This is a genomic window from Brevundimonas sp. (genome assembly GCF_036963785.1).
In the GTDB taxonomy this organism is placed as follows: Bacteria; Pseudomonadota; Alphaproteobacteria; order Caulobacterales; family Caulobacteraceae; genus Brevundimonas.
Window position 1 is genome coordinate 83,422 of the sequence record NZ_JBALUS010000002.1, and the last position, 23,573, is coordinate 106,994.

Genomic DNA, 23,573 nt, shown 5'->3' on the forward strand with positions numbered 1-23,573 from the left:
GGAAAGGCTGGGGTTTGTTGCCGGAGATGCGCGGGTTTGGGGGGCGTAGCTATGCATTCCTTCTCCCCTCGGGGGAGAAGGTGGGCCGCGGAGCGGCCCGGATGAGGGGGCCGGTGGGGAGAAAACTGACGCGGCCGACTCGGCTCGACCCTCCCCCTCATCCGTCAGGCTCCGCCTGACACCTTCTCCCCCGGTGGGGAGAAGCGCGAGGTGAAGAGGGTCATCACAGCGGACACAGCGAAGGCACGGCGGTCACGGCGGGGGTGATGCGGTGCGGCCCATCTGGAGCACTGCCAGAGTGCACAATGCGAGTTCCGAGAGTGTCCGCGTGGCCGCCATCAATCTAGTGCGGTGATCGAAAAAGTTGACCGTCGGCGTTGCGATCCAGGCAGTCAAAGAGACATCTGGTCTCTGCCGATATGGGCCAGGTGTAAGTGATCAGAAAATGGCTTCTGCCCCGACCGTCGGCTACCTTTCTGGCCCCCTCAAACGAGCAAGAGTGCGCCGCAGCTTCAAACGCTGGATAGAGCGCTGGATCGCCTTCAACTGCCTCCACGATCCGATGTCCGGTGGAAACCGGTGCGCAGCCTGCCAAGAAAGCAGCACAGAGGCCTACGATCCGCTTTTGCATCTGTCCCCTCCATCTAACCGCCACGGTATCGGGAGAAGCGAATGCCGCAATTCGCTGGTGGATATTCCGTTTCGGCAAGGCGGCATCGTGAGCGGGTTCGGACCAAAATGGTGCGCTGCACAAAATTCACTTGAAATCCCTTCGCACCTGCACCATATGGCACATCAACGCCCCGGAGTTATGCGTGGGGTGGACCTTTCAGAGCGGCGCAGGCCGCCACCCGAACCAGGAGATGTGACCATGGCTGACACCGCCGAAACCACCAAGAAGACCGTCGAGAACGCCACCGCCAAGGCCCAGGCCCAGGCTGAAAAGATCCAGGCTGCCGGTGCGCAGGCCGTCCGTGAAGGCATGGACAAGTCCATGGCCTCCATGTCGGAGCTGAGCGTCCAGGCCAAGAAGAACCTCGACGCCGTGGTCGAGTCGGCCGCCGCTGCCCAGAAGGGGACCGAGGCCCTGACCAAGCAGGCCGCCGCCTATTCGCGCAAGTCGTGGGAAGACGGCGTCGCCGCCGCCCAGCAACTGACGCAGGCCCGTTCGGTTCAGGAAATGATCGAGCTGCAGACCAGCTTCACCAAGTCGGCCATCGAGCTGTACGTGGCGGAAATGAACAAGGCTGCTGAAGTCATGACCGCTTCGGTCAAGGACAGCTTCAAGCCGATCAACGAGCGCGTCACCGCCTCGGTTGAGAAGTTCCAGGCCGCTCGCTAACCCCGAGCTTCCTGACGGAACATGGACGGGCCCCGGTGGAAACGCCGGGGCCCGTTTGCGTCTGCGGCGCGCCCCGTTTTTGGCCCTTCGTCAGGATTCACAACGACGTGTGACTGGACGTCCCTTCAAATCCCGACATGATGACCTATCTGTCTGTCTCTTCCCCGATCCGGACTTCGAATGCCCAAATCACGGCCTGATGAGAATGGTGGAGGTCTCGGTGCCGCCGTCGTCACCGAAACCCGGCCCAAGCTGAAAAAGCCGTCGCTGTATCGCGTTCTGATCCTGAACGACGACTACACGCCGATGGAATTCGTCGTCTATGTGCTGGAACGCTTCTTCGGAAAGAGTCGCGAAGACGCGACTCGCATCATGCTCTCGGTGCACCAGAACGGTGTGGGAGTGTGTGGCGTCTTTACCTATGAGGTGGCCGAAACCAAGGTCGCCCAAGTGATAGAGACGTCCCGACGGCACCAGCACCCCCTGCAATGCACGATGGAAAAGGACTGAGAGGAGCCTTACCCGATGCCTTCGTTTTCCCGTCCTCTCGAAGAGACGCTGCACCGCGCGGTCTCCTACGCCAATGAGCGCCGCCACGAGTATGCGACCCTCGAACACCTTTTGCTGGCGCTGATCGACGACCCGGACGCCTCGGTCGTCATGGGCGCCTGCAATGTCGATCTGGCGGCGCTGAAGGTGGCGCTGACCCTTTATGTCGACAACGATCTGGCCGCGCTGACCACGCCCGATGGCGACGACGCCAAGCCGACCGCCGGCTTCCAGCGCGTGATCCAGCGCGCCGTGATCCATGTGCAGTCCTCGGGCCGCGAGGAGGTGTCCGGTGCCAATGTGCTGGTCGCCATCTTCAGCGAGCGCGAGAGCCACGCCGCCTACTTCCTGCAGGAGCAGGACATGACCCGCTATGATGCGGTCAACTATATCGCCCACGGGATCGCCAAGCGGCCCGGGTCTGCCGAGACGCGCCCGGCCAAGCCCGCCTCGCCCGAGGATGCCGAGGATGCCGCCGCCGCCAAGTCGGGCGGGGAGGCGCTGGAGGCCTATTGCGTCGACCTCAACGAGAAGTCGCGCCAGGGCAAGGTCGATCCGCTGATCGGCCGCCAGAGCGAGGTCGAACGCTCGATCCAGATACTGTGCCGCCGGACCAAGAACAATCCGCTGCTGGTCGGCGATCCGGGCGTCGGCAAGACCGCCATCGCCGAGGGTCTGGCCCGCAAGATCGTCAATGGCGAGGTGCCGGATGTCCTGAAGGACGCGACCATCTTCTCGCTGGACATGGGCTCGCTGCTGGCCGGGACGCGCTATCGCGGGGATTTCGAGGAGCGGCTGAAGCAGGTCGTCAAGGAACTCGAGACCCACGACAACGCCATCCTGTTCATCGACGAAATCCATACGGTGATCGGGGCGGGGGCGACCTCGGGCGGGGCCATGGACGCCTCGAACCTGCTGAAGCCGGCGCTGGCGTCGGGGACCCTGCGGTGCATGGGCTCGACGACCTACAAGGAGTACCGCCAGCACTTTGAAAAGGACCGGGCCCTGGCCCGCCGCTTCCAGAAGATCGACGTGCATGAGCCGACGGTCGAGGACACGGTCAAGATCCTGCGCGGGCTGAAGTCGTATTACGAAAGCCACCACAAGCTGCGCTATACCGAGGCGGCGATCCGCACGGCCGTCGAGCTGTCGTCGCGCTACATGTCGGACCGGAAACTGCCCGACAAGGCGATCGATGTGATCGACGAGGCCGGGGCCAGCCAGATGCTGCTGCCCGAGTCGCGCCGCAAGAAGACCATCGGCCAGAAGGAGGTCGAACAGGTCATCGCCAAGATGGCGCGCATCCCGCCGAAGTCGGTCTCCAAGTCCGACACCGAGAGCCTGAAGGAACTGAAGGGCGATCTGGAGCGGGTGGTCTATGGCCAGGAGCAGGCCATCGACCAGGTGTCGTCGGCCATGAAGCTGGCGAGGGCCGGCCTGCGCGAGTCGAACAAGCCCATCGGCAGCTTCCTGTTCAGCGGGCCCACGGGCGTCGGCAAGACCGAGGTGGCCAAGCAACTGGCGGCGACGCTGGGCATCGAGATGCTGCGCTTCGACATGTCGGAATATATGGAGCGCCATACCGTCAGCCGGCTGATCGGGGCGCCTCCCGGCTATGTCGGGCACGACCAGGGCGGGCTGCTGAGCGACGCTGTCGACCAGCATCCGCACGCCGTGGTGCTGCTAGACGAGATCGAGAAGGCCCACCCGGACGTCTACAACATCCTGCTGCAGGTCATGGACAACGGGATGCTGACCGATGCGCTGGGCAAGAAGGTCGACTTCCGCAATGTGGTGCTGATCATGACCACCAATGCCGGGGCGGCCGACAATGCCCGGGCGGCGATCGGCTTTGGCCGGGGCAAGGTCGAGGGCGAGGATGACAAGGCCATCCAGCGCCTGTTCACGCCCGAGTTCCGCAACCGGCTGGATGCGATCATCACCTTCAAGGCGCTGGGCGCGGACACCATCCGTCAGGTGGTGACCAAGTTCATCCTGCAGCTGGAAGTGCAGCTGGGGGATCGCAACATCACCCTCGAGCTGACGGACGAGGCGACCGACTGGCTGGCCAAGAACGGCTTTGACGAGCTGTATGGCGCGCGGCCTCTGGGCCGGGTGATCCAAGAGCACATCAAGAAGCCGCTGGCTGATGACATCCTGTTCGGTCGCCTGACCAAGGGCGGGCACGTCAAGGTGGCGCTGAAGGACGGCAAGATCGTCTTCGACATCTCGGGCACCGAGGCGGCGGCGAAACAGGCCGCGGCGGCCGATGCCGACGAGGATGCGACCGCCGACTGAGACCGCGGATATCGCGCATGAAAAGAGGCCCGGGGTTCGCGCCCCGGGCCTCAATCATGTCAGGCGGTGACCGTGCCTAGCGGCGGCGGCCCAGCGCGCCCAGCAGCACGGCCAGGCCGGCGATGACGCCGGTGGTCAGCAGGGGCTTGCGGCGGGCGAAATCGAGACCCTGACGGGCCTTGCCCTGATACTGGGTCGGGGCCTTGTCGACGAGCCCGTCGAGGCCGTCGATGACGCGGCCATAGGCGTCGCGCGCCTTGCCGCTGTATTCGGTCAGATGACCCTCGATCTGCTGTTTGCGGTTGCCGGTCAGGCGGCCCAGCGCGGCGCGGGCCTTCCCGACCGTCTTCTGACGGGTGCCTTCGAGGCGTTGGTCGGTCACGGGCTGATCGGTCATGGAGAATCTCCTGGTGGAATGGGGTGGGGGAGGTCCTCATCAAGCGCGTGCGGCGCAGCAGAGTTCCGTTGGCGGCCTGCGACATCGCAGCGCTGGTCAGGGTGTGGCCGTGACCTCGTTCAGCCCCGCGCGGAGGGCGGCGACGTCCGAGAGGTCGGCGTCGAGGCGGGCGTGTTCCTGCGTCCAGATCGGCAGGGCCTCGGCGAGGAGCGCGCGGCCCGCGTCGGTCAGGGCGGCCCTGCGGCTACGCCGGTCCCGGGTGTCGATCGTGGTCTTGACCAGACCTTTGCGTTCAAGCGGCTTGAGGTTGGCGGTGACGGTCGACCGGTCCATGGCCAGCAGATGAGCCACGGCACCAAGGGTCGGGGGCTCCGGACGGTTCAGGCCGTTGAGCAGGCTGAACTGGCCGCTGGTCAGGCCCACCGGGGCGAGCGCCACGTCAAAGCGCCGGGCCAGAACCCGGGCGGCCCGCTGGGCATGCAGGCACAGGCAATGGTCCCGGACATGAAGGGTGGCCTGATAGGGCATCGGGTTTGACATGCGATCACTTACATTGATATCAACATATAAGTCAAAGGGAGCGAAGCCATGCCGACCGTCACCGCCTTCAAATGGGTGCCGCCCTTTGCGCAGGGTTCGGTGCGGGACATCCGGGTACGCTGGGCGCTGGAGGAAGCGGGTCTGGGCTATGACGCGCACCTGATCGGGTTCGAGGATCAGGCGACCCCCGAGTACCGCGCGCTGCAGCCCTTCGGTCAGGTCCCGGCCTTCAGCGACGGCAAGGTCGAGATGTTCGAGAGCGGCGCCATTGTGCTGTGGATCGCCCAGAGTTCGGACGCCCTGATGCCGGCCGACGACGCGGGACGGGCCATGGTCCTGACCTGGCTGTTCGCGGCCTCAAACACGATCGAGCCGCATGTCGCCGCCCTGGCGATCATCGACCTGTTCAATGCGGAGGCCGACTGGGCCAGGGCGCGTCGGCCCGAGGTCGAGGCCGCGCTTCGCAAGCGGCTGGACGAGCTGCAGGCCGCGCTGGGCGACCGTCAGTGGTTCGCCAACGACCGGTTCAGCGCCGCCGACATCCTGATGACCCATGTGCTGCGCGACCTGCGTCACACCGACATCGTTGCCGGCTATCCGGCCCTGGCCGCCTACGTCGCCCGGGCCGAAGCCCGTCCGGCGTTCCAACGCGCGCTGGCCGATCAGATGAAGCCGTTCCGGGACTATGCACCGGCCTGACCCGACCGCCGGCCTGTTCGGCACCCGCGTAACGCTTGACTGGAGACTGCAGCATGGCCCGACTTGTGTACGGAATGAACGTCTCGCTGGACGGCTATGTCGATCACGAGAAGTTCGGGCCCGACGACGTCCTGTTTCGCCACTTCATCGAGCAGGTCCGCAGCTCGGCCGGCAGCATCTATGGCCGACGCCTGTACGAGATCATGCGTTACTGGGAGCAGGACGATCCGGAGTGGACGCCGGACCTTCGAGAGTTTGCAGAGGCCTGGCGCGCGGAGCCCAAGTGGGTCGCCTCGCGGACCCTGACCGCGGTCGGCCCCAATGCCACGCTGGTCGCCGAGGATGTGGAGGGCGTGGTGGCCCGTCTGAAACAGGAGCGGGAGGGTGATCTCCATGTCGGCGGGCCGGTGCTGGCGCACGCCCTGACCGGCCTGATCGACGAATATCGCCTGTGCGTTCACCCCGTCGTGCTGGGCGGGGGCGATCCGCTGTTCGCGGGCCCCAGGCCGCCGCTGCGCCTTGTCAGGCACCGGCGGATCGGCGGGGAAGCGATCGAGCTGACCTACGTCCCGGCCTGACCGGCGCCTGCCGCGCCCGATCCTGTGAGGGCCGCACGCTCGGCCGGGGTCAGGTGACGCCAGCGGCCCTCGGGGAGGCCGTCCAGGGTGATCGGCCCGATGTGGGTGCGCCACAGATCCATGACGCGCAGGTCCAGCATTTCGCACATGCGCCGGATCTGACGGTTGCGGCCCTCGCGCAGGACGAAACGCAGGCACAGGGGGCCGATCTGCTCGACCTCGGCGCGCTTGAGATTACGACCGTCCAGCGACAGGCCGAAACGCAGGCGGGCGATCTTGGAGTCCGTCAGGGTTCCGCGCACCCAGACCTGATAGGTCTTGGGCAGGTCGGCGTCGGGCCCGATCACGGCCTTGGCCACGACCCCGTCGGTCGAGAGGATCAGCAGGCCGCGCGAATCCTCGTCCAGCCGTCCGATCGGGGGCAGGCTGTCGCGCGAGGAGGGCAGGGGGCCTTCACCCAGCTGGGCCGCGGCCGTGAGCAGCCGGGCGGCCGGAATCTTGCCGGGCTCGGGCTGGCCGGAGACATAGCCCATGGGTTTGTGCAGCAGGATCGTGACGGCCTCGGCCAGTTTGTCCTGCGCCGCGCCGGCCAGGGTCAGGGTTTGGCCCGGCTGGATTTTGCGGCCCGCGTCGGTGACAGTCTCGCCGTCGAGCGAGACCAGACCCTCGGCGATCAGGGCGTCGGCTTCGCGCCGTGAGGAGAGGCCCGACTGGCCCATGAACTTGTTCAGGCGGACGGGCTCGGTGCCCGTATAGGTGCGGCTCAGCGACATGAGCCGGGTTTATCCTGTCGCCTGCACAGCCGCCAGCGGCGTGTGGAGCCTGAGACGTTCGGCCCCGGCGACCAAGCAGGGCGACGGCGCGGCGCGTTGACTTTGAGTATCGGCTCCCTATATCAAGACCCTACCAATTGAACCGCGCACGCTTCGCGGCCGTGATTCCAGATCACGGTCGTCGATCCTGTTTTTACTGCGGTGAACCCCTGCCCAGATTTCTGGATGCGTTCGGGTTTTGCGTGCCAACAACAGAAGGATTTGTTTTGAAAGCTCAAGCTGCCAAGAAAACCCCCTACCGCAATCGTTTCCAACGCGTTCCGACGCGGGCCCGCATTGGCCTGGCCATGCGTCGCGACATGAATTTCGGCCCTCTGGGCGATGTCGAGCCGATGATCCAGGCCGGTGGCCTGTCGATCGCGCCGATCTCGACCGGCGAGGCCAGCCTGCACGTCAACGGCGTCACCGTGCTGCCGACGGCCAAGGGCAAGGATCTGGAAAGCGGAGATCTGAAGGCGCTGGTCGTACCCGGCGGCTATTCGGATGAAGCCGGGGACAAGGCGGTGCGCGAGCTGATCGACATGGCCAAGAGTCGGGGTGTGCCGGTCATCGCCTTTGGCGAGGGCGTGGTGCATGCGACCCGCGCGGCCGGAGCAGATCCGTCCGACTATGTGGACGCGCCCGCCGTGGTGACCGATGGCGACGTCGTGACCATGCTGGCCGACCGGGATGCCCTGTCGGCGGCGACAGCCCGTATCGGCTGAACCCGTCTCGGCTGAAGGGGTGTTCAGACCGAGCGGAACAACAGTCCGAGGTTGTTGGCGGGCAGGGCGACGCGATGCGTGAGCCTCAGTCCGTTCGACCGGGCCTCTGACACGACGTCTTCGAGGGCGCGCAGACCCCAATCCGGGTCGCGCGCCCTCAGGCTTTCATGGAAGGCGAGATTGCTGGGCGCGGTCTCGACGTCGGCCTCGATGTAGGGGCCGTAGAGGGCGAGCAGGCCGCCCGGCCGCACCAGCCGCTCCCCCGCGAGCGTCATCAGGCCCACGGTCGCAGACCAGGGGCTGATGTGAATCATGTTGATGCACAGGACGACGTCGAACGTCCCGTCGGGCCAGGTGCCGGCGTCGGCGGCATCCAGTTGTGACGGCAGCAGGAAGTTGTCCGGGCCATGGGCTTTCCGCCAGTCCGCCAGCGTCTTCACCGCATCCTCACTGAAGTCGGTCGGCAGGACGGTCAGACCCGCATGACCACGGGCGAGGGCCAGCCCATGACCGCCGGTGCCGGTTGCGATCTCGAGCAGTCGACCCGTCGCCGGAAGGTGAGGGGCAAGGAACCGCAGAATATGGGGCAGGTTTCGCTCGCCCGCCGGGGTCAACAGGGCGGGATCGTGTCCGGGACCGTCAGCCGTCAAAAATATTCTCCATCACATTCCTGCCGGAGGTAACCGGTTACAGCCGCGTGGCGTGCGGGATTCCGAGGGGCTGTGTGGCACGAACGGTCAAAACTTGCAGCAGTTGACCTTTGGTTCGCGAGGATGTTTGAGCGTGTAACAGGGCGTGATCGTTGCGCCCACTGGGGGCAGTCCGGCGAAGATCGGCGCTCCCGTCTGACGTTCAGGAGCGCCGAGATGTCCAATTCCACGATAGCCGGATTGTATCCGGCCCCGACCGGCCATGCCGAACTGGTGGCCTGGGTCGAGCGGATCGCCAGCCTGACGAAGCCCGAGCGGGTGCACTGGTGCGATGGGTCGGAGGCCGAGAAGGCTGCGATCATCGCCGACCTGATCGACAAGGGCACGCTGCGCCAGCTGGACCCGGTCAAGCGTCCGGGCAGCTATTATGCCGCGTCTGATCCGCGTGATGTGGCGCGCGTCGAGAGCCGCACCTTCATCTGCCCCGCCGATCCGAAGGATGCCGGGCCGACCAATAACTGGGCTGACCCGGCCGAGATGCGCGCGCGGCTGGACGGACTGTTCGACGGCTGCATGGCCGGGCGGACGATGTATGTGGTGCCGTTCTGCATGGGGCCGCTGGGCTCGGAGATCAGCGCGCTGGGCGTCGAGATCACCGACAGCGGCTATGTCGCCGTGTCGATGGGCATCATGACCCGCATGGGCAAGGATGCGCTGGACGCGCTGGGCGACGACGGGGTGTTCGTGCCGGCCGTGCATACGCTGGGTGCGCCGCTGGCCGAGGGCGAGGCCGATGTGCCCTGGCCCTGCAATGACGACAAATGGATCGTGCATTTCCCCGAGACGCGGGAGATCTGGTCCTATGGCTCGGGCTATGGCGGCAACGCCCTGCTGGGCAAGAAATGCTATGCGCTGCGCATCGCCTCGGTCATGGCCCGCGACGAGGGCTGGCTGGCCGAGCACATGCTGATCCTCAAGCTGACCGATCCGCAGGACCGGGTGAAATATGTGGCCGCGGCCTTCCCGTCGGCCTGCGGCAAGACCAACCTGGCCATGCTGCAGCCGTCGATCCCCGGCTGGAAGGCCGAGACGGTCGGCGACGACATCGCCTGGATGCGCTTCGGCGACGACGGCCGCCTGTATGCCGTGAACCCGGAAGCGGGCTTCTTCGGCGTGGCGCCGGGCACCAGCCGGAACACCAACCGGAACGCGCTCGAGACGCTGGCCACCAACACCGTCTTCACCAATGTGGCGCTGACGGCGGACAATGATGTGTGGTGGGAGGGCCTGACCAAGGAGGCCCCCGAGGGCCTGACCAACTGGAAGGGGCAGCCGCATGACCCCGCCTCGGGCGAACCGGCGGCTCACCCGAACGCACGCTTTGCCGCCCCGGCCGCCCAGTGCCCGACCATCGCGCCCGAGTGGGAAGACCCCAAGGGGGTGCCGATCGACGCCATCCTGTTCGGGGGGCGTCGGGCCTCGGCCGTGCCGCTGGTGACCGAGGCGTTCGACTGGGAGCACGGGGTGTTTCTGGGCTCGACCGTGGCGTCGGAAGGGACCGCGGCGGCCGAGAACAAGGTCGGCGAGCTGCGCCGCGACCCGTTCGCCATGCTGCCGTTCTGTGGCTACAACATGGGTGACTACTTCGCCCACTGGCTGGCCATGGGCCAGAAGAGCGATCCGGCGAAGCTGCCGCGCTTCTACTTCGTCAACTGGTTCCGCAAGGGCCCGGACGGCAAGTTCGTCTGGCCGGGATTTGGCGACAATGCCCGGGTGCTGAAGTGGATCTCGGAGCGGCTGGACGGCGAGGCCGACGCGGACCGGACGCCGGTCGGCATGGTTCCGACGCGCGAGTCGCTCGACCTGGACGGGCTGGACCTGTCGGAAAGCGATCTGGAAACCCTGCTGGACGTCGACGCCGAGGTCTGGACCGAGGAGGCGTCGCGCATTCCGGCCTTCTTCGAGACGTTCGGCGACCGCATGCCCAAGGCCCTGTGGGACCAGCTGAAGGCGCTGGAGCAGCGGCTGTCGTCGGCGCGCAGTGCCTCGATGGCTGCCGAATAGGGTTTTTCCCGGCTTGATTTCAGGACGCGCCCGGTCGATGCACCGGGCGTGACCTCCTCTTGCGACATTGCCGTGATCGGCGCGGGCGTGCTGGGCCTCGGCGTGGCCGCGGAGCTGCACGCGCGCGGTCGGGACGTGTGCGTCATCGACCCGGGCGGGGCCAATGCCTCTTCGGTGGCCGCCGGCATGATCGCGCCGGCGATGGAGAGCCTGCTGGACCCGTGGGAGGCCGATCCGGCGGGGCGGGCGGCGGTTCTGCGCGCGGCGCGGGACCTGTGGCCCAGGTTTGCAGAACGGCACGGGATCGCGCTGGTACGCGACGGGGTGGACTGGATCGGCGAGGACCCGGACGGGGTGGTCGCCCGGCTGGAGGCGCTGGGCTTTGCGGCCGAGCGCACGGCGGCAGGCGTGTTCTGCCCCGAGGACTGGCGGGTCGATCCGGTCGCGGCGCTGGCGGCGCTGGGTCAGGGCGTCGAGCGGCGGAACGGCCGGGTCACGGCGGTGCAGCGGTCCGGGGAGGCGTGGCGGCTTACGCTGGCGGACGGTGCCGAGGTTTCTGCGCAAGCCGTGGTGCTGGCCAGCGGGACGACCTTTCCCGACCTGCCCGGGGCGGTGACGCGGGCGGTCTGTCAGGTTCAGGCGATCGGCGGGCGGCTGGCGTATACGCCCCTACGGCTGGTCGAACGTCCGGCGCGCTTTGTCGGCGGCTATGCGGTGCCACTGGGCGAGGGCACGGTGATCGGCGCGACCATGGAGGCCGGCGGCCTGATGGCCGAGGCCACGGCCTTGCAGGACGCGCTGCTGGAACGCGCGTGTGCGTCGCTGGGCCTGGCAGAGATGGGGCCGGTCGCGTGGCGGATGGGGGTGCGGGGCGCGACGACCGACGGACTGCCCCTGACGGGCGAGGTGATGCCCGGGCTACACCTTGCGCTGGCGCCGCGCCGCAACGGCTGGCTGATGGGGCCGCTGGTCGCCGGTGAGGTGACGGCAGGCCTTCAGGGTGGTGGCGTGTTCTGAAATATGCTAAGGTATCCATGACAGGTGGCGGGTTGGTCCACCCATAATTTGCAGGAATTCCATGTCCCAGATCCAGACCCCCGAGACCGATCACACGCCGCAAGCCACTCAGCCCTGGACGGCGCCGACGCTGACCCGGCTGGAGATGGAAGACGCCGAAGCGGGTGCTGCCGGCACGACGGACTCCGGAATCCTTTCCTGATCGTCTGATCAGAGTCGGATCGATGATGGAGGGGCCGCCCGGTGAGGGGCGGCCCCTTTTTCGTGGCTGCTAGTCTTCCGGCAGGGTGAAGCGGATGCCGACGGTGACGCGGGCGCCGCCGACGGCCTGACCGTCCACCGTGCGCGGGCTCATGCGGAAATCGCGGGATAGCCGGGTGGCCGCGCGACCAAAGCCGTAGCCGCCGGGGGTCTCGCTGACCACCTGACAGTCGGTGAGGCTGCCGTTGACGCGCACGGTGCAGCTGAGCGTGGCCGAGCCCGTGACGTTCGCCTGTATGGCCCGCTCCGGATAGGCCCGCATCAGGGCCTCGCCGGTCGGTTTGCGGACCCAGTCGGGGTTGGTGATGGTGGGAGGACCGGCGGGCACCGCCTCGGTTGGCGTGGTGCCGGTACCCTCGGTCGTCGGGTTGGGGATCGGCTTTGTCAAGGTGATGGCCGGGCTCGTCGCCGGGGTCGGAACGTCCGGAATGACGACGGTCAGGGTCTCGGTCGTCGGCAGGACCGTTGTCGGACGATGGATCGGCGGGTTGGGCGCCGGGGGCTCGGGCGCGACCTCAGGCTTGGGCGGAGGTGGTGTGTAGAACTCGAGCTTGATCGTGGAATCGGGCGTGGAGGGCGCGGCCAGCGGCAGTTCAAAGCGCTGGTAGTAGAGGGCAATGCCGACGCCGACATGGGCGGCCAGCACGATCGCCACTGCGGTCAGGGTGGTGGGGGTCAGTTTCCTGCGCGGCGCATCGCCATAGTCGAGGGGGCTGACCAGACCGGGGCCACCGGCGTGATTCATCATCATGGACGTCTCTCCCTTATGCCGTCCCCACAGCACACCCTGAGGTGAAGGGGGCGCTGACCTTGCGGCAAGTTTAAGGCGAGCCCGGCGTGCGACGATCACGGTTCGGTGGGTTAAGATTCAATTAACCATGTCGGCCCAGCCTCTCGCCCATGTCCATCAGCGCGATTCCCTCCCAGGGCGGTGTCGAGGCGGCCATCCGGCGCGCCTCTGCCTCGACGGGCGTGGACTTTGATTTCCTGATGAAGACGGCCCAGCGCGAAAGCGCCATGAACCCGTCGGCACGGGCGCGGACGTCGTCGGCGGCGGGCCTGTTCCAGTTCATTGAGCAGACCTGGCTGTCGACGCTGAAGCAGCACGGCGGCAAGCACGGCTATGGCCAGTATGCCGACCTGATCTACAAGGGGCAGGACGGGCGCTGGCGCGTGGATGGCGCGGCGCGGAATGTGGTGCTGGACCTGCGCTATGATCCGATGGCGGCCTCGGCCATGGCGGGAGAGCTGACAGCCTCGAACGCGGCCTATCTGCGCGGCCGGATCGGGCGGGAGCCGACGGCCGGCGACCTGTATGCCGCGCACTTTCTGGGACCGGCAGGGGCAGCCAAGCTGGTCGAGGCGGTGAACACACGGCCCGGTGCCAGTGCGGCGGCCCTGTTCCCGCAGGCGGCGGCGGCCAACCGGTCGATCTTCTATCGCGACGGACGCCCGGCCACAGTCGGTGAGGTCTATGCCAATCTGAGCAGCAAAGCCGGGCAGGGCATGCCGGCCATTCCGTCTCAGGCGCCGGTGATCGACGCCCTGTCGCCGAAGGACCGAATGGTCGCGGATCAGATGGACCGGATGCGTCAGGATCAGGGCCTGCTGGCGCTGTTGCTCGGTCAGGAGGGCGAGGACAGCAATGCCGGCTTCCTGCGCGCCTTTGTCGGAACCACGGGCGCCTGATCAGGCCGGGTTGGTAAACTGTGCATTAAGCCTGTCGCGCGCATGCTTCGGATCGGGAATCGGAGCACACCGGTTCGTATAGCCCAGCTGAGTCCGACATGACGGCCTATCGCGCCCGCCTTACCGAGTTCGACATTCGCCGACTGATCAAGTCGACCGACGAGGACGAACGCGCAGCCGCCACCCACAAACTGTGCCGCAATATGGAACGGGCCGAGCTGACGCCCGAGGACCGGGAGGCGGCCGAGAAGATCCTGCGGGTGCTGGCCCACGACGCGGCCGAGCTGGTGCGGCGGGCGATGGCGGTGACGCTGAAGTCGTCCGACCTGCTCCCGCGCGATGTGGCGCGGCGGCTGGCGGCCGATGTGGACAGCGTGGCCCTGCCGATCATCGGCTTTTCGCCGGCCTTTTCCGACGAGGACCTGATTGAGATCGTCAAGGCGGGGTCGACCAGCCGACAGGTGGCAATCGCCGCCCGACCCAAGGTTTCGCGCGACGTCTGCCAGGTGCTGGCCGAGACGGGTAGCCGCGAGGCCGTGCGGACCCTGGCGGCCAATGACAATGCCGATCTGGCCGAAGGCGCAATGGAGGTGGTCGTCGACCGCTTTGCCAACGCACCCGACGTACTGACCGCCCTGTCGTACCGTCAGGTCCTGCCGCCGGACATCACCGAGCGGCTGATCGCCCATGTGTCCGAGACGGTGCGCGAACATCTGATCAGCCGCCATGCGATTGCGCCCGAAGCGGCGATCCGCCTGTCGGCCCATGCGCGCGAGCGGGCCACGCTGGATCTGGTCGACCAGGCCGCCAGCACCCCCGATATGGCGACCTTTGTCTCGCGGCTGAATGGTCGCCGGGCGCTGACCCCGTCGTTGCTGCTGCGAGCCCTGGCGCGTGGACAGCTGACCTTTGTGGAGCACGGGCTGGCCGAACTGGCCCAGACGCCGCATGCGCGGGCATGGCTGATGGTGCATGACGCCGGGCCGCTGGGGCTGAAGGCCATCTACGACCGGGCGGGTCTGCCGCCGCGCCTGTTCCAGGCCTTCCGGTCGGGGATCGATACCTGGCGGGCGCTGCAGGCCGAGGGCGCGGACTTTACCGCCGAGACCTTCCGCCAGCGGATGCTGGAACGCTTCCTGACGCAGCGGCCCAATGTGCCGCGCGAGGATCTGGCCTATCTGATGGAGCGGCTGGACCGGGCCCCGATGCCTGCGGACGCCCAGCGGGCCGCAAACGCGGCCTGAGGCGTCTCGCAACCGTCCCTTGCAGGAAAGATCCGGGGCCCCGCTTGCGCGGGGGAGGAGCGGAGGGTGTGTGGAGTCCTAGCCGGCGTGGTCGGCGACGCGGGCTTCGAGCGTTTCGGCCAGGGTCTGGCCGACCGGGTGATCGTCGGTCTGGATCTTGTCGCGGACGACGGCGCGGATCGCGTCGATGTGGGCATCGACCAGCACCAGCGGCGCGGCCATGCGCTTGTCCGGGTCGTCCATCAGCTTGCACAGCGAACCGGCAAGACGGGTGACCAGCGGATACTGATAGGTCGTGCCGAGACCCTTCAGGTCATGGGCGCGGAAATAGAGCGCTTCGGCGGTCTCGGCCGTATAGCCGCGGTCGCGGATGTCGGCCTGGGCCTTGTCGAGCTTGGTGATCTCGTCCTGCAGCCATTGGGCAAACTGGGACGACATCGCCTGCAGGGCTTCCTCAGCCTTGGCGATGGCCTTGGCGTCAACGCCGCCGAATCCGCCGCCCGCCTTCAGACGAAGGGTGTTGGGGGGACGAATGACCTGTGCCGGACCGCTCATCGGCTGCTCCTGTAGAACTTCGGCCCGGATCATGCGCGGGTGGTCTTAAGAAGCCGTGACCGTCAACCGGTGAATTGTTCGGCCAGCACCCGTTCCTCGAAGGAGCGGCCCGGGTCGAACATCATGGTCAGATTGATGTCGCGCCGCTCGCACACATCGACCCGACGCACGCGGCGGACCTCGAAGCTGTCGGCGGTGGCGCTGACCGGGCGTTTGTCGGCCTCGAGCACCTCGAAGCTGACCTGGGCCTCGTGCGGGAGCAGGGCGCCGCGCCAGCGCCGGGGCCGGAAGGCGCTGATCGGAGTGAGGGCCAGGATGCGGGCGTCCAGCGGGATGATGGGGCCGTGGGCCGACAGGTTATAGGCCGTCGAACCGGCCGGTGTGGCGATCAGGCAGCCGTCGCAGATCAGCTCCTCCATGCGGACACGCCCGTCGACGCGGATGCGCAGCTTGGCGCTCTGACGCGTCTGGCGCAGCAGGGAGACTTCGTTGATGGCGAGGCCGCTGTGGGTGGCGCCGCTTTCGGTCCAGGCATCCATCTGCAGCGGGTGGATGACGGTGCGGTCGGCGGCCGCCAGACGGGGCAACAGGCCGTCCTCGTCATAGTCATTCATCAGGAAGCCGACCGACCCGCGGTTCATGCCGTAGACAGGGGTGCCCCGCGCGAGGTTGACGTGCAGGGTTTCCAGCATGAAGCCGTCTCCGCCCAGGGCGACAATGACGTCGGCCTCGGCCTCGGACACATGGGCATAGCGGTCGCGCAGACGGGTGAGCGCGGCCTGGGCCTCGGGACGTTCGCTGGCCACAAAGGCCAGCCGGGGAGCGGGAGAAGGGGTCACCGTCACAGGTGAGACCGGGGGTGCCGACTTGTCAAACGCCCATTGTCGGCCGGAGCGCCGGCCCTAGGCAGCCGGAGGGGTGCCGTCGCCGATCAGGGCGTGAAGGGCCCGCGCTGCCGACTGCGGCGACAGGCCACCGCGCAGCCAGGTGGCGTTGCCAGCGTCTCCCGGGGCGCCGCTGTTCAGCTGTCGGATTTCGTACAGCAGGGGCGGAAAGACCGCGCGGTCGATGCCGACGGCGGCACAGGCATAGTACAGGGCCTCCGGCGAGTTTTGCGTCATGCAGGCCCGGACCTGGGCCATGGTGAAGCCGCCGAGGACCACGAGGGCATGCTGGAACAGGCCCAGCTTTTTCTCGCGGATGGCCCGGATCAGATAGCCGGGACGCAGCTGGCCGGCGGCCTGGAGCTTTTGCACCAGACGTCGGTCCATCTCGTCGCGATCTGCCTCGACCGCCGCCGGGGTCGGGCCCCTGCCGAGGGACGAGAAGGCCGATTGCACGGCGTCGTCGACGGCGTCGTCGAGCCTGATGTCAGTAATGGCGAAGCGCTCGGCCATCGACTCGCGCAGGGCGGTGCCGATCCAGCTGTACAGCTGGCGGGCCATGGATTCGTCGAGGCGGGGATGGCGGGCGAGGGGCGCGCGCAGGGCGGCGAGCCGACGCGAGTGCTCGACCAGCCGGCGCAGGCCCTCGGCGCTGATCTCGGCAGTGGTGTTGCCGGCCAGGGCCGTCAGCGGCGCGGGGTGGGCCTGGTCCAGAATGGCATCGGCGACGCGGGCGCTGAGGTTCGGACGGCGGGCGACCTCGATCTGATGTTCCAGACTGGCCTGAACGAGCACGGCCAGCAGATCCTCATCGTTGAGGATCGGGCTTCGCGAGAGGATGGGACGGGCGATCTCGATGTCGTCCAGCGCCAGGATATTGACGAGGGCAGAAGGCGCCCAGGGGGCCGTCGCGAGGCGTTCGGACAGGGCCTTGCGGATGTCGTGCTCGGCCTGACGCGCCAGAACCAGAAAGATGTCGGTCAGGACGGGGGACAGGTCCTGGCTGGTGGCGGGGTGCTGGTCGCACAGGGCCATGACGCCCATCAGGAGACGCTGCCGATCCTCCAGCGCGCGGCTGCGGGCGAGGGTCAGCAGGTCGGACGCACCGGTATCGGAGGACGGGAAAGGGCTGGTGTCTTCCAGGGCGACTGCCGTCACGTTCGACAACTCCCGGCAAATCGGGCCGACGACCGGTCCGAAACGATGCCGATTCCAGTATCGAGCAAGGCAGTGAAGACAGGGTTAACCACATCTTGCCGAGCCCGGCCCTGCGGCGTCACGGCTTGACCGCTTGGCCATACGGCGCGAGTTTCGCTTCGAAACCGAGGAGACTGGTCCATGGCTGACGGAGCCCCCGCATCGCTGAAATCCCGCGTGTCCGAGGCCGAGTGGCAGGCGCGCGTCGATCTGGCCGCCCTGTATCGCCTCGTTGCGCTGCACGGCTGGGACGACATGATCTTTACCCATATCTCGGCGCGGGTGCCGGGGCCGGAGCATCACTTCCTGATCAACCCCTATGGGTATTATTTCGAGGAGATCACGGCCTCGTCGCTGGTGAAGGTCGATCTGGACGGCAACATCGTTCAGGAGACGACGAACTTCATCAATCCGGCCGGGTTCACGATCCACTCGGCCGTGCATGCCGCGCGCGAGGATGCCCACTATGTGATCCACCTGCATACGGTGGCGGGCGTCGGCGTGGCGGCGCAGCAGCACGGCCTGCTGCCGGTCAGCCAGAACGCCTGTCTGTTGCAGCATCAGGTGGCCTATCACGGCTATGAGGGGCTGGCGCTGAACCATGACGAGCGCGAACGTCTGGTCGCAGATCTGGGTGACAAGCCGCTGATGCTGCTGCGCAATCATGGCACACTGGCGGTCGGGCAGACGGCGGCGGCGGCCTGGGTCGGGATGTTCTTCCTCGAGCGGGCCTGTGCCCAGCAGATCGCGGCCCTGTCTGCGGGGCGCGACAATGTGCTGATCGCCCCCGACGCCGCGCAGAACGAGACCAGGGAACAGGGCAAGGGTATCGGCTTCGTCTCGGCGCTGGCCTGGCCGGGCGCGCTGCGCATGCTGGACCGCAAGTCCCCCGGTTACGACGTCTGACCATGGGGCGGGGACTGGCCATGGGTCTGGTCCTCGCCGGTGTGCTGGCGATGGCGGCGCCGGCTGCGGCCGGACCGTGGACCCGCGAGCAGGCCACGGCCCAGTTCATCCTGAAATATGAACTGATGCGGGCCGAGCGCGGGTTCGACCCGGGTGGCAACAGCCAGCCCCTGCCGGCCGAGCGGCGCGACACCAGCCTGAGCCTTTACGCCGAATACGGCCTGACCGACCGGCTGATGCTGGTATTCAAAGGAGAATGGCAGAGCGGCGCGGATGCCTTCGTCGATTATGAGGGCCGGGGGCCGCTGGAGATCGGGCTGGCGTGGCAGGTCTGGCGCGATCCGGCCAATGCCGTGGCCGTGCAGGTCAGCTATGCCGATGGCGGCGAGGGACGGAACGCCGGCTATGCCGCCCCGGGCGTGGGGACGGCCGACTGGGAGGTGCGGCTGTCGGCGGGACGGTCGGTGACGCCCGCGAAGCCGGTGCTGGGCCTGCAAACGGTGTTCGTCGATGTGCAGGGCGCGCGGCGGTTCCGGCAGGGGCTGGAAGACGAGACCCGCGTCGATGTGACCCTCGGCGGGCGATTCGGGCGGGACTGGTTGGTGCTGGGCCAGCTGTACGGGGGGCAGGTGGACAACGGCGGGCCGCGCTGGTTGTCGGCCGAGACGTCCGTGGTGCGCGATCTGGGCGACTGGAGTTTGCAGCTGGGCTGGCGGACCGCGCTGGACGGGCGGGAGACGCCGCAAAGCCGGGGCTGGGTTGTGGGGGTGTGGCGACGGTTCTGACCCTGCGACGGAACACCGCGCCGGAATCTGCAACCTCGCGCGTTCCTGATTAGTAATTGCGTCTGTCTGACAGACCGCTATGTGCTGCCCGTATTGTTGCAGGGACCTTCCGTCACGTGATCAAGCGCCACTTCCTCCTCGTCGCCGCCGGCGTTCTGATCTTGCTGATGGCGGTGGCCGTCATCGTGCGACTGTCGTTTGCGGATGAAGGCGGCGGCGGCCCCGGCGGCCCGGGCGGCGGTCGGGGCGGCGCCCAGGAAGTGGCAGCCGTCGAGACGACCGAGCGGACCTTTTCCGACACCCTCGAACTGGTCGGCGTGGCGCGGGGACAGCGGTCGGTCAATATCGCGTCCACCAATACCGAGCTGATCACGCGGGTGCTGTTCCGCGACGGGCAGACGGTGCGGGCCGGTGCGCCGCTGGTGGAACTGCAGGCGCGCGAGCAGGAAGCCGGGATGATCGAGGCCCGGGCCCGTGTCGAGCAGGCCCAGCGGGACTATGACCGCAGCAAGGAACTGGTCGATCGGGGGATTGCCCCCCGGGTCAATCTGGAACAGGCCGACTCGGCCCTGAAGTCGGCCCAGGCGTCGCTTGAAGCGGCCGAGGCGCGCCGCGGTGAGCGCGTGATCCGCGCGCCCTTCTCGGGGGTGCTGGGGCTGACGACGGTCACGCCGGGCACGCTGGTCGGGCCGGGCACGGTGATCACCACCCTGGACGACATCAGCACCATCCGCATCGATTTCCCGCTGCCCGAGCGCTATCTGGCGCGCGTTCAGTCGGGCACGCCGATCAGTGCCACGGCCGATGCCTTTCCCGGCTCGCAGTTCACGGGCCGCATCGCGCGGGTCGATACGCGGATCGACGAAGTGACCCGCTCGGCCACAGCGCGCGCGGAACTGCCCAATCCCGAAGGCCGGATCCGGCCGGGCATGTCGATGCGGGTGACGGTCCGCCAGGGCCAGCGCCAGAGCCTGGCCGTGCCGGAGTCGGCCATCCAGTACGAAGGCGAAGGCGCCTTCGTCTATCGCCTCATGCCCGCCGAAGGAGGCCGGGTCGCCCAGCGGGTCGAGGTCGAGACCGGGGTCGTCGAGGACGGCTATGTCGAGATCCTGTCGGGGCTCGACGCGGGTGAGACGGTCGTGGCCTCGGGCCTGAACCGTATCCAGCCGGGCGCGCCGGTGACCGTGGCCGGCGGGAGCCCCGGCCAATGATGCTGTCTGACATCGCCGTTCGCAGGCCCGTCTTTGCCGCCGTTGCGGCGATCGTCCTGTGCGTGATCGGTGCGGCGGCCTTCTTCTTTGTGCCCGTGCGCGAGCTGCCCGATGTGGACCCGCCGATTGTCTCAGTGACCACCAGCTATACCGGGGCCTCGGCCGAGGTGATCGAGAACCGGATCACGGAACCGGTCGAACAGCAGATCGCGGGCATCCAGGGCGTCGAGAGAATTACCTCGTCCAGTCGCGACGGGCGGTCGAACGTCCGGATCGAGTTCTCGCTGAACACGGACCTGGACGTCGCGGCCAATGACGTGCGGGACCGGGTATCGCGGGTGACCGGCCAGTTGCCGGATCAGGCCGACCCGCCGCGGGTGTCCAAGTCCGATGCGGACTCCCAGCCGATCATGATCGTCTTCCTGCGCTCGTCGGAGATGGATCGGCTGGAGCTGACCGACTATGCGGAACGGTCGCTGACCGAACGGTTTGCCACCCTGCCGGGCGTGGCCGAGGTGCGGATCTATGGCGAGCAGCGCTATGCCATGCGGATCTGGCTGGATGCCGACGCCCTGGCGGCGCGCGGCCTGACCGTATCGAACGTCGAAAGCGCCCTGACGTCCCAGAACATCGAACTTCCCGCCGGGACGCTGGAATCGACCGACAAGGACTATACGATCCGGGTGGCCCGCAACTATGCCACGGCCGAGGACTTCGCCAATCTGCCGATATTGAACGGCGGCTCCGCAGCCGGCTCCGGCATATCGGGCGCGGTCGACGGCGGCTATGTGACCCGGCTGGGGGATATCGCCCGCATCGTCGAGGCCCCCGAGGACGACCGCCGCCTGTTCCGGGGCAATGGGCTGGACCAGATCGGTCTGGCCATCACCCGACAGTCGCAGGCCAACGACCTGGCCATTTCCGAAGGCGTGCGCGCCATGATCGAGGAGGTCCGCCCGACCCTGCCCAAGGGGGCGGAACTGGTCATCGGATCGGACAATTCGGTGTTCACCTCGCACGCCATTGATGAGGTGTGGATCACCGTCGGCATTGCCCTGGTGCTGGTCGCGCTTGTGAACTTCATCTTCCTGGGAACCCTGAGGGCGGCCCTGATCCCGTCGATCATTGCGCCCATCTGCCTGCTGTCCATTTTCATCGTGCTGGCGGCCTTCGGCTTTTCGCTGAACCTGCTGACCCTGCTGGCCATGGTGCTGGCCATCGGGCTGGTGGTTGATGACGCCATCGTCGTGACCGAGAATATCCAGCGTCGCCTGGACCACGGCGAGCCGCCCCTCGTGGCCGCCGAGCGCGGCACGCGTCAGGTGTTCTTTGCCGTCGTCGCCACGACAATCGTGCTGCTGTCGGTCTTTGCGCCGCTGCTGTTCCTGCCCGGCTATGTCGGACGTCTGTTCGTCGAGCTGGCGGCGGCCATCGCCGGTGCCGTGGCCTTCTCGGCCTTCCTGGCGCTGACCCTGTCGCCGATGCTGGCCTCCAAACTGTTGCGACCCGCCAGCGGCTCGGGCTTTGTGGCGCGCAAGGTCGATGCAGGCATGGATCGGCTGAAGACCTCCTACCAGCACTCGCTGAACGCCATGCTGGGGGTTCGCAAGGCCCTGATCGGAACGATCGCCGTGGTCGTGCTCGTCGCGCTGGGTGCCGTCAGCATGTTCATGAGCCTGCCCAGCGAACTGGTGCCGCCCGAGGATCGCGGCAGCATCTTCATCCGCGTCCAGGGCCCTGAGGGCGCAGGTTACGACTATACGCGTGACATCATGATGGGCATCGAGCCGATCCTGGCGGGCTATGCCCAGACCGGCGAGGTCGAGAGCTATTTCATCTCTGCCCCGGGCTGGGGCGGGGGCAATAACGGCGGCAACGCCAGCCTGAGCCTGACCGACTGGGGCGACCGTGATCGCTCGGCCGACGAGATCGCCCAGGACCTGAACCGCAAGCTCCGCAACCAGACCGGTGCCCAGGTCAACGCCTTTGCCCGCAGCGGCCTGTCGCGCGGCGGCGGTGGCAACAGCATCGAAATGGTCATGACCGGCCCGGAATACGAAAGCATGTTCCAGTGGGTCCAGCCGATCATGGCGGCAGCCCTGGCCAACCCCAATCTGTCGCGACCGCGCCTGGATTATGAGCCCAACTCGCCGCGCCTTCTGGTCAATGTTGATCCGGAGCAGGCTGCCAATCTTGGGGTTTCGTCCCAAGAGATCGGGCGCACGCTGCAGACCATGTTCGGCTCGCGCCGGGCCACGACCTATATCAAGGGCGGGCAGGAATATGACGTCATCCTGCAGACCGACCGCGCCGACCGCACGGCAGTCTCGGACCTGGAAACCCTTTATGTCGGCACGCGGTCGGGGGGCGTCGTGCCGCTGTCGTCCGTGGTCGAGACCCAGACCTCGGGCGATACGCCGGACCGGCGCCGTCTGGACCGGCAGCGGGCGATCAGCCTCGAGGCCGACCTGAACCCCGGCTACACCATCGGTGACGCCATCGCCTTTTTCGAGGAAGAGATCGCCAAACAGCCGCCCGGCGTCGCCACGATCCAGTGGGACGGCGCGGCGCGCGACCAGCGTGAGTCGGGCGGTGCCGTCATTGCGGCCTTTGGTCTGGCGCTGTTGCTGGTGTTCCTGGTGCTGGCGGCCCAGTTCGAGAGCTGGATCACGCCGGCGGTCATCATGCTGACGGTGCCGCTGGCGGCGGCAGGCGGGCTGTTCGGCCTGGTCATGATCGGCTCCAGCCTGAACATCTATTCGCAGATCGGCCTGATCATTCTGATCGGGGTGGCGGCCAAGAACGGTATCCTGATCGTCGAGTTCGCCAACCAGCTGCGCGATCAGGGGCGTTCGGTGCGCGAGGCCATCATCGAGGCCTCGACCCTGCGTCTGCGACCGATCATCATGACCTCGATCGCCACCGCCTTCGGCGCCTTGCCGCTGATGCTGTGGCAGGGCGCGGGCGCGGGCAGCCGTCAGACCATCGGCGTGGTGATCTTCGCCGGGGCGATGTTCGCCACCCTGCTGACCCTGTTCGTCGTGCCGGTGATCTATGGCGTGCTGGCGCGCTTCACGCGCTCGCCGGAATACACGGCCCGCAAGATCGAGGAATGGGAAGCGCAGGAAGTCGCGGCCAATGACCCCATGCCCAAGGCGGCCGAATAGGGC

At 67.3% G+C, this 23,573-nt stretch carries 23 protein-coding genes; 15 read left to right on the forward strand and 8 right to left on the reverse strand.

Annotation, left to right across the window (positions count from 1 at the left end; translation table 11 throughout):
• Nucleotides 1–871 precede the first annotated feature (871 nt).
• The 3 genes from V7672_RS03840 (at nt 872) to clpA (ending at nt 4,189) form a co-directional block, all read left to right on the forward strand.
• Nucleotides 872–1,342 carry a phasin family protein gene (locus V7672_RS03840; protein ID WP_335623377.1) on the forward strand — a complete coding sequence of 157 codons (471 nt, stop codon included), beginning with the start codon at nt 872–874 and terminating at the stop codon, nt 1,340–1,342.
• A 180-nt stretch (nt 1,343–1,522) separates the two neighbouring features.
• A complete protein-coding gene (clpS, locus tag V7672_RS03845; protein WP_335623378.1) occupies nt 1,523–1,852 on the forward strand; it encodes an ATP-dependent Clp protease adapter ClpS in 330 nt (109 codons plus the stop codon).
• A gap of 15 nt (nt 1,853–1,867) precedes the next feature.
• Nucleotides 1,868–4,189, forward strand: a complete 2,322-nt coding sequence (clpA, locus tag V7672_RS03850) for an ATP-dependent Clp protease ATP-binding subunit ClpA (protein WP_335623379.1) — start codon at nt 1,868–1,870, stop codon at nt 4,187–4,189.
• Nucleotides 4,190–4,265: 76 nt separating this feature from the next.
• On the opposite strand, the gene V7672_RS03855 is transcribed toward clpA, so the two are convergent.
• Complete coding sequence (locus tag V7672_RS03855) at nt 4,266–4,586, reverse strand: CsbD family protein (RefSeq protein WP_335623380.1); 321 nt, start codon at nt 4,584–4,586, stop codon at nt 4,266–4,268.
• Nucleotides 4,587–4,682: 96 nt separating this feature from the next.
• The gene (locus V7672_RS03860) at nt 4,683–5,126 is read right to left on the reverse strand and encodes a MarR family winged helix-turn-helix transcriptional regulator (protein WP_335623381.1); all 444 of its coding nucleotides are present in this window, start codon (nt 5,124–5,126) and stop codon (nt 4,683–4,685) included.
• Between the two features lie 48 nt (nt 5,127–5,174).
• Here V7672_RS03860 and V7672_RS03865 point away from each other — a divergent pair, with 48 nt between their 5' ends.
• Complete coding sequence (locus tag V7672_RS03865) at nt 5,175–5,825, forward strand: glutathione S-transferase family protein (protein ID WP_335623382.1); 651 nt, start codon at nt 5,175–5,177, stop codon at nt 5,823–5,825.
• A gap of 53 nt (nt 5,826–5,878) precedes the next feature.
• Nucleotides 5,879–6,403 (forward strand): dihydrofolate reductase family protein, encoded by a 525-nt coding sequence (locus V7672_RS03870; RefSeq protein WP_335623383.1) that lies wholly within the window; start codon nt 5,879–5,881, stop codon nt 6,401–6,403.
• Here V7672_RS03870 and V7672_RS03875 read toward each other — a convergent pair.
• On the reverse strand, nt 6,388–7,176 hold the full coding sequence (locus V7672_RS03875; protein ID WP_335623384.1) for a pseudouridine synthase: 789 nt from the start codon (nt 7,174–7,176) through the stop codon (nt 6,388–6,390). The genes V7672_RS03870 and V7672_RS03875 overlap by 16 nt on opposite strands.
• A 266-nt stretch (nt 7,177–7,442) precedes the next feature.
• On the opposite strand from V7672_RS03875, the gene V7672_RS03880 reads away from it, so the two are divergent.
• Nucleotides 7,443–7,940 carry a hypothetical protein gene (locus V7672_RS03880; protein ID WP_335623385.1) on the forward strand — a complete coding sequence of 166 codons (498 nt, stop codon included), beginning with the start codon at nt 7,443–7,445 and terminating at the stop codon, nt 7,938–7,940.
• A gap of 23 nt (nt 7,941–7,963) precedes the next feature.
• Here the strand turns inward: V7672_RS03880 and V7672_RS03885 are convergent, their stop codons facing one another.
• Complete coding sequence (locus V7672_RS03885; protein ID WP_335623386.1) at nt 7,964–8,590, reverse strand: DUF938 domain-containing protein; 627 nt, start codon at nt 8,588–8,590, stop codon at nt 7,964–7,966.
• Nucleotides 8,591–8,806: 216 nt separating this feature from the next.
• Here V7672_RS03885 and V7672_RS03890 point away from each other — a divergent pair, with 216 nt between their 5' ends.
• The 3 genes from V7672_RS03890 to V7672_RS03900 all read left to right on the forward strand — a co-directional run bounded on the left by V7672_RS03890 (nt 8,807) and on the right by V7672_RS03900 (nt 11,873).
• Nucleotides 8,807–10,654 carry a phosphoenolpyruvate carboxykinase (GTP) gene (locus V7672_RS03890; RefSeq protein WP_335623387.1) on the forward strand — a complete coding sequence of 616 codons (1,848 nt, stop codon included), beginning with the start codon at nt 8,807–8,809 and terminating at the stop codon, nt 10,652–10,654.
• 48 nt (nt 10,655–10,702) lie between these two features.
• Entirely contained in the window at nt 10,703–11,671 is a 969-nt protein-coding gene (locus V7672_RS03895) for an NAD(P)/FAD-dependent oxidoreductase (RefSeq protein WP_335623388.1), read from the forward strand.
• Between the two features lie 61 nt (nt 11,672–11,732).
• Entirely contained in the window at nt 11,733–11,873 is a 141-nt protein-coding gene (locus tag V7672_RS03900) for a hypothetical protein (protein WP_335623389.1), read from the forward strand.
• A gap of 69 nt (nt 11,874–11,942) precedes the next feature.
• Here V7672_RS03900 and V7672_RS03905 read toward each other — a convergent pair whose 3' ends face one another.
• Nucleotides 11,943–12,683, reverse strand: coding sequence for an energy transducer TonB (locus tag V7672_RS03905; RefSeq protein ID WP_335623390.1), 741 nt, complete (start codon nt 12,681–12,683; stop codon nt 11,943–11,945).
• A gap of 149 nt (nt 12,684–12,832) precedes the next feature.
• On the opposite strand from V7672_RS03905, the gene V7672_RS03910 reads away from it, so the two are divergent.
• Nucleotides 12,833–13,621, forward strand: a complete 789-nt coding sequence (locus tag V7672_RS03910; protein WP_335623391.1) for a transglycosylase SLT domain-containing protein — start codon at nt 12,833–12,835, stop codon at nt 13,619–13,621.
• A gap of 98 nt (nt 13,622–13,719) precedes the next feature.
• Nucleotides 13,720–14,865, forward strand: a complete 1,146-nt coding sequence (locus tag V7672_RS03915) for a DUF2336 domain-containing protein (RefSeq protein ID WP_335623392.1) — start codon at nt 13,720–13,722, stop codon at nt 14,863–14,865.
• Nucleotides 14,866–14,943: 78 nt separating this feature from the next.
• Here the strand turns inward: V7672_RS03915 and V7672_RS03920 are convergent, their stop codons facing one another.
• The 3 genes from V7672_RS03920 to V7672_RS03930 all read right to left on the reverse strand — a co-directional run bounded on the left by V7672_RS03920 (nt 14,944) and on the right by V7672_RS03930 (nt 17,462).
• A complete protein-coding gene (locus V7672_RS03920) occupies nt 14,944–15,420 on the reverse strand; it encodes an Hpt domain-containing protein (RefSeq protein ID WP_335623393.1) in 477 nt (158 codons plus the stop codon).
• Nucleotides 15,421–15,482: 62 nt separating this feature from the next.
• The gene (locus V7672_RS03925) at nt 15,483–16,265 is read right to left on the reverse strand and encodes an NAD kinase (protein ID WP_335623394.1); all 783 of its coding nucleotides are present in this window, start codon (nt 16,263–16,265) and stop codon (nt 15,483–15,485) included.
• A 57-nt stretch (nt 16,266–16,322) separates the two neighbouring features.
• Nucleotides 16,323–17,462 (reverse strand): DUF2336 domain-containing protein, encoded by a 1,140-nt coding sequence (locus V7672_RS03930; RefSeq protein WP_335623395.1) that lies wholly within the window; start codon nt 17,460–17,462, stop codon nt 16,323–16,325.
• Nucleotides 17,463–17,642: 180 nt separating this feature from the next.
• On the opposite strand from V7672_RS03930, the gene V7672_RS03935 reads away from it, so the two are divergent.
• The 4 genes from V7672_RS03935 to V7672_RS03950 all read left to right on the forward strand — a co-directional run bounded on the left by V7672_RS03935 (nt 17,643) and on the right by V7672_RS03950 (nt 23,570).
• Entirely contained in the window at nt 17,643–18,407 is a 765-nt protein-coding gene (locus V7672_RS03935) for a class II aldolase/adducin family protein (protein WP_335623396.1), read from the forward strand.
• A 20-nt stretch (nt 18,408–18,427) separates the two neighbouring features.
• Nucleotides 18,428–19,192, forward strand: coding sequence for a hypothetical protein (locus V7672_RS03940; protein ID WP_335623397.1), 765 nt, complete (start codon nt 18,428–18,430; stop codon nt 19,190–19,192).
• A gap of 116 nt (nt 19,193–19,308) precedes the next feature.
• The gene (locus V7672_RS03945) at nt 19,309–20,403 is read left to right on the forward strand and encodes an efflux RND transporter periplasmic adaptor subunit (protein ID WP_335623398.1); all 1,095 of its coding nucleotides are present in this window, start codon (nt 19,309–19,311) and stop codon (nt 20,401–20,403) included.
• Nucleotides 20,403–23,570 (forward strand): efflux RND transporter permease subunit, encoded by a 3,168-nt coding sequence (locus V7672_RS03950; protein WP_335623812.1) that lies wholly within the window; start codon nt 20,403–20,405, stop codon nt 23,568–23,570. The genes V7672_RS03945 and V7672_RS03950 overlap by 1 nt, the downstream gene beginning before the upstream one ends.
• The last annotated feature ends 3 nt before the right edge of the window (nt 23,571–23,573 follow it).

Coding starts and splice junctions, on each gene's coding strand:
- V7672_RS03855 (WP_335623380.1), bottom strand. CDS start 4,586: ATGACCGATCAGCCCGTGACCGACCAACGCCTCGAAGGCACCCGTCAG.
- V7672_RS03940 (WP_335623397.1), top strand. CDS start 18,428: ATGGGTCTGGTCCTCGCCGGTGTGCTGGCGATGGCGGCGCCGGCTGCG.
- V7672_RS03950 (WP_335623812.1), top strand. CDS start 20,403: ATGCTGTCTGACATCGCCGTTCGCAGGCCCGTCTTTGCCGCCGTTGCG.
- clpS (WP_335623378.1), top strand. CDS start 1,523: ATGCCCAAATCACGGCCTGATGAGAATGGTGGAGGTCTCGGTGCCGCC.
- V7672_RS03870 (WP_335623383.1), top strand. CDS start 5,879: ATGGCCCGACTTGTGTACGGAATGAACGTCTCGCTGGACGGCTATGTC.
- V7672_RS03920 (WP_335623393.1), bottom strand. CDS start 15,420: ATGAGCGGTCCGGCACAGGTCATTCGTCCCCCCAACACCCTTCGTCTG.
- V7672_RS03935 (WP_335623396.1), top strand. CDS start 17,643: ATGGCTGACGGAGCCCCCGCATCGCTGAAATCCCGCGTGTCCGAGGCC.
- V7672_RS03865 (WP_335623382.1), top strand. CDS start 5,175: ATGCCGACCGTCACCGCCTTCAAATGGGTGCCGCCCTTTGCGCAGGGT.
- V7672_RS03860 (WP_335623381.1), bottom strand. CDS start 5,126: ATGTCAAACCCGATGCCCTATCAGGCCACCCTTCATGTCCGGGACCAT.
- V7672_RS03840 (WP_335623377.1), top strand. CDS start 872: ATGGCTGACACCGCCGAAACCACCAAGAAGACCGTCGAGAACGCCACC.
- V7672_RS03905 (WP_335623390.1), bottom strand. CDS start 12,683: ATGATGATGAATCACGCCGGTGGCCCCGGTCTGGTCAGCCCCCTCGAC.
- V7672_RS03875 (WP_335623384.1), bottom strand. CDS start 7,176: ATGTCGCTGAGCCGCACCTATACGGGCACCGAGCCCGTCCGCCTGAAC.
- V7672_RS03900 (WP_335623389.1), top strand. CDS start 11,733: ATGTCCCAGATCCAGACCCCCGAGACCGATCACACGCCGCAAGCCACT.
- V7672_RS03915 (WP_335623392.1), top strand. CDS start 13,720: ATGACGGCCTATCGCGCCCGCCTTACCGAGTTCGACATTCGCCGACTG.
- clpA (WP_335623379.1), top strand. CDS start 1,868: ATGCCTTCGTTTTCCCGTCCTCTCGAAGAGACGCTGCACCGCGCGGTC.
- V7672_RS03890 (WP_335623387.1), top strand. CDS start 8,807: ATGTCCAATTCCACGATAGCCGGATTGTATCCGGCCCCGACCGGCCAT.
- V7672_RS03910 (WP_335623391.1), top strand. CDS start 12,833: ATGTCCATCAGCGCGATTCCCTCCCAGGGCGGTGTCGAGGCGGCCATC.